This window comes from candidate division KSB1 bacterium, assembly GCA_022562085.1.
Lineage (GTDB): Bacteria > Zhuqueibacterota > Zhuqueibacteria > Oceanimicrobiales > Oceanimicrobiaceae > Oceanimicrobium.
The window spans coordinates 1-5,093 of record JADFPY010000325.1 but is presented as its reverse complement, the minus strand read 5'-3'; the positions used below and the strand labels follow the sequence as shown (position 1 = coordinate 5,093).

Annotated in this window: 4 protein-coding genes; all 4 read right to left on the bottom strand. The window is 46.9% G+C overall.

Annotated features, from left to right (window positions below; all coding sequences use genetic code 11):
• Positions 1-251: 251 nt before the first annotated feature.
• Entirely contained in the window at positions 252-2,090 is a 1,839-nt protein-coding gene (locus IH879_19330) for a hypothetical protein (protein MCH7677080.1), read from the bottom strand.
• Between the two features lie 63 nt (positions 2,091-2,153).
• Positions 2,154-3,017, bottom strand: a complete 864-nt coding sequence (locus tag IH879_19325; protein ID MCH7677079.1) for a DUF350 domain-containing protein — start codon at positions 3,015-3,017, stop codon at positions 2,154-2,156.
• Between the two features lie 120 nt (positions 3,018-3,137).
• Positions 3,138-3,968, bottom strand: coding sequence for a hypothetical protein (locus IH879_19320; protein ID MCH7677078.1), 831 nt, complete (start codon positions 3,966-3,968; stop codon positions 3,138-3,140).
• A gap of 443 nt (positions 3,969-4,411) precedes the next feature.
• On the bottom strand, positions 4,412-5,093 hold a 682-nt coding region (locus IH879_19315; GenBank protein MCH7677077.1), incomplete at its 5' end, for a hypothetical protein.

Below are 5,093 nucleotides of genomic sequence, written 5' to 3'. Positions count from 1 at the left end.
TACTTGTTCAAAGATGCGATAACAAATCATGTGGAAAATAAATCCAATGGCCAGCAGAAAAACGGAGCGCAGCAATGCGGTTTTGCTAGCGGTCAGCACCATCCGTCGACGCAGTCGCCCCAGAAACAGGAATATGTTCATTTTCTAAGCTTCCGTAGTAAAACGATTCGAGAATGACAGGCTCGAAGACAGATTTTGCGGTCCTTTGTAGGAGCACATAATTACGCACGTTATTTAGGAATCACACTACACTAGTTCAGAATACTCCACGAAACATCCTTGTCCTCGTTTATTTCGAAGATTTCGAGGCCGCTGAACGTATTCACCGCGCCTTCATATTTGTCGGCGGTCAGATCTTGCCGGGTGAAATAGCGATCATGTTGAAAATTTGCAGGTTGTAAGTATTCTGTCGCAACGGGAAATTGTTCTAACTTATCAAATTTCTCCAACAGCCCGGCGATGAGATCATCTGCATAAAAATGCCCTATGATCCAGCCCCAATGACCCCCGGTAAACGATGGTACTTCTGCTTTTAGAGGAATCGTCTTAAAACCGACTGCCTTCATGGTATTATTAATGCACAAGAAGACATCCTTGGAATGCAGTGGCGATGTGGCCTGGGTAATAATAACACCGCCTTTTTTCAGGACACGCCGAACACGATGAAATGACTCAACGGTGTAGAGAATTGACAAAGGCAGGGTGCGCGGGTCCGGATAATCCATGATGATCACGTCATACTTTTGTTTGATATCTCGAGCAAAAAGATTGGCATCGTGATTAACAACGATCAATTCCGGGTTGCGAAACTGCTCGTCTGTGCCGTGATAGTCGACCCTCTGCTCAGGCAACAGTGCGATTTGTAGAGAATCATAGCCAAATTCTCCCGGTCGCCCGAGCTCCGCAACATGTGGCAACGGCTCTCCCGGGAACAATACTCCGGATTTCAGGACGTGTAAATTCTTCGCCCGGTGATACACACTATCATTCCAGGCCAGCATATCCCGCTGAGTTGAACAGATCCTGATGACGGCAGGATCGTACTCAACCAAAGTTATCGAATTAACAAAGGATACTTTGGTGAGAACATTAGCCACTAAGCCGTCGCCGCCCCCAAAGATTGCGACGTCCAACTTATACTCCGGAACCCCAATGCTTTGATGGTAGAGATTACATAACAGCGTCGGATAGAGGGCCATGCGGTCCGTGTATCTTCCCTTATTCAGTTGTGAAGCCTGTTGAAAGTAGGTATCATAAATCAGAGTCGCGTGCCCGGATCGTGCATTCTTCGTGACCGCAACAATTTGTTTGCCCGTGTTTTCGATATAAACGATGGGATCGGTGTAGAATTTCTGTTGCAAGGAATAAACAAGGTGGGGTGCCGCAGCGTAGCCGCCTATCAATATTATTGTAACAATGGCGAAAACCAGTTGTAGTTTCAGCGGTCGTTCCACCATCTTTTGCCGCTTAAAAAACCAGAAGGTCATGCCCGCAACCACAAAGTTGAGAGCCCCTGCAACATAACCGATTTGTTCAAATCGAAATGCATACAGTAGGACCGAATAGAAGAGCCAGCCACCAATGCCCGAGCCGATGTAATCCCATGCATTTGTATCAGCGATATTCTCTGCCAGTTGAGCATAGTATTCATTCACCCGTTGTGCCAACGGGATTTCTGCGCCGATCAAAAGACCAATACCGAATGTAAAAAGGAATCGTATTAGATAAATTTCTTCCGGTATATAAGCATTGCCCACAAAAAGCACCTGGACCGCGATTGAACCGGCAACAGCCAATGTTATTTCGATGGTGATAAAGGCCCGGATAAGATTCATGAACTTTGCTTGCGAAAGCTCGGTCTTCCTCAAATAATATCGCTGGCCCCATGTTGCCAATCCCATCCCAAAAAACAAGAAGGTCAGGGTTTTTGCCCATTCAACATCGGAGTTACCAAACAAGCGGGTTGCCGCGCCTGCCAGAACACACTCGAACACTACACCACAGATGCCGGTAAAAAGCATGGATGTCCGGATCAATAATTGTGCGTAGGTGGCATCCTTCGCTCTAACAGTATCTATTTGAGAAGTCATAGATGGCTATCTATCACCTTATAACGGCACCAATCCTTAGAGGGAATCGACGACAGAGCCGCATCAAAAAATGATGGCTCTGGTGACGATGGCCATAGCGACCAAAGCAAACGCGTGCTTTAAGGCTGCTGCGTGATTTTGGTCAGTGACAATTTCATGCTTAATATTGGTTGTTCTCAGGATAAATTTACTCGAAAGAAGCCTAATGGCCAACAGCATGACAATTCCTTGAGTCGAAGCTTTCGCGATAAGCAGAAGGTCGGTGGTCAAGTCGACAAATGGGCCACTGATGGCACCTGCGATAACAATGCCAAGCGCAAGCAGCATCGCCCCGGCCACTATGCCCGCAGAGGTATTGCCATCTTTGATCTCCTCTTTGACTTGAAAAGAGGTAATCGCCTCGTAAATCCAGAAGAAAACAATGAGTGTCACTTGACCGCAAACAAAGAAGACGGCCGCGTCGATATAACTCATATCGCCGTTAAAGGTAAAAGCTTCTTTGAGAATGAGTCCGACGGCCAGGTAGTTTCCGGCCTCCAATGCAGCAACCGCTAAATTGCCTTTCTCGACATGCTCATCATTGTTTATGCCCCGTAGCAGAACACGGCTGCTGACAAAACCGGATATCATCAAAGCCACAAAAATCAAACCAGCATCGACCGCCATCCAACCCATATCGACCAGGGGTAACCCATACATCAGCTCATCTGTGGAGCCCAGAAGTGGGCCTGATAACCCCAGGGCGTAAGCGGTCAGATAGACCGTCCGCAAAGCTACTGCAAAGTTTTTCGCGTCACCCGTGATGAGTTTTTCATCATCAAATTTGGTCGTCAGATCATAAAGACGATTGCCGATCACCAGCAACAAAAAGGCTTCTAAACCAAATGCCCCGACGTGAAGCCAACTTACATCAAAAAAAGTTTCCATATTCAAAATGCCTCCCTTTCAATTGAGAATTTGGCCAAAGACGGGTACATTGCGCCCGTCATCTGGGACTTTCAAGAACACACGACTCCTATAAAAAGTCATGCAACAGAATCTCCTACCTTACTTGCCCCGCCTGCCACCGAAACGACCGCTAGATCGACGACCAAAGCCTGATGCACGACTCCTGGCGGCTCTTTGCTTGGTTTGCCGAAATGCCGCCTGACTTCTGGTCGGGTTCTTCATCTGAGAAGAAACTTTAGACGACGAAGCCTTCCCTCTGCTACTTGGATTTGAGCTAAGGCGATTGCTATTCGACTTGCTAAACCGTTGACCCGAACTTGAACGGGTAATGGTTCTGGCGCGTCCGGCATAGGCACCATAAGGTACCGGGCGATAAAAACCGTGATAGCGGGGATAGAAGCCAAAACCAAAAGGTGAGTAATAGGGCCGGTAAAAACCACCGAACATCCAGCGCAGCATCAAATAATCGCCGAAACCGAAATGGCTGTGATGGTAGGCGTTACGCCCGTAGATATTCTCATTGCCCTGGATCTGAACATTAGCCGTTTCGGTTTGCCCCTCACGCTCAACTTGAATATCGGCCACATGTTGATTCTCGCCGGATTCCGAAAGGACAGCGGTAATACGGAGGACTTTGGTAGCGCCCTCATCTTCCGATTCCACTTTCAGGAACTCTACTTTGCCATCCTGATCGAGATCCAGGTTATTGACGCCACCCTTTTGATTCAGTTTCTTCTCAAATTCCTCAGCGTCTTTTGATTGGCCTGCCAACACACCCAAAGCTTCCAGATCAAGCCCTTGATCAGCCGTGCCTGCCACGGCCTCGACCTGCACATTAATAGAATCCCTCGAATTCTCACATCCGGAGGAGAAAAGCAGTAACACAAGAACCCAACAGGTTCCAAACAGTACTTTGGAAAACTTCTTCATTTTATTTATCCCATGTTAATGAATAATTTAGTTTCAATGACACCTAAAAAACGCGATTGGCCTGCCTGTGCGAAAGAATGCACGCAGACAGGCTTTTAGCATTTAGCCATTAGCTAATTGTTTTTTATAAATAGACCTCAAATTGGATCACCCAAACGTGATTTCATAAAAAGATGCTATCTGCTTGGCAATTAAAGAGCTAAAAGCCAACAGCCAAAGGCTAATCGCTCAATTTAGGTAGCACTAGCCGTCGAATTTTGTTCAGACACTAATTATAATTAACGATGTTTGCCCACTCAAATCAACACAAAATCCTAATTCTATGGCGGCCTTTGTAAAATTATCAACCTCAATCTTACGTGATTTTCTTAGCCAAAACCAAGCTGGCTGGTCACTCCTGTGTAGAACAGAGCCCCTTAAAAATAAAAGCACCGGTGCACCCCCTACCAATAATAGTAGTACGGATCATACCAAAAAAGCGGAGCAATGTAAAACGGGTCCCACCATGGAGTATAGTAAGAACCCGGATAATATTGTTCAACAATAACCTCCTCAACGGTGTCGTCCCCTCCACCGCCGCCCTCATCGTCTTCTTCGTCACTTTCGTTGGCTTCTGCCTCCTCAATGAGCTTGACCATGACGTCATTACCCGCGGCGACAATGTTTTCCACAACCGTTTTCGGCTCAACCCACTCGCCGCTTTCCGGATCTTCGAATCCCATCTCACGCCAGTCATTATCAGGATTGTTACAGATCTCCAGAATCTCCTGCCAGACAGAAGATTCACCCGAAACCAGATTGTATTGCCAGGATTTGCCGCCATAGTCTTCCATGAAATAGCCACGCTCGGCGAAAGTCATAAAAACAATTTCAAGTACATCTATCTGCTTCTTGGAGTCAGATTGCAAGTCGTTTTTGTATTCCAGAACGGGCACGCGATAGTCAACAAAACGCTCCTGGGCCTGATAGCGCTCATATTCGTCATCATCCATCTCCAAACGCTTGCTCATGGCAAATTCACTTGATTCCGGGTCGACCGCATGATAATGATCGAATACGCGCAAAGCCAGATAGTACCGCTCCAGAAACTGCTTGAGGACTTTACGTCCGGCTTCCGTCGGAACA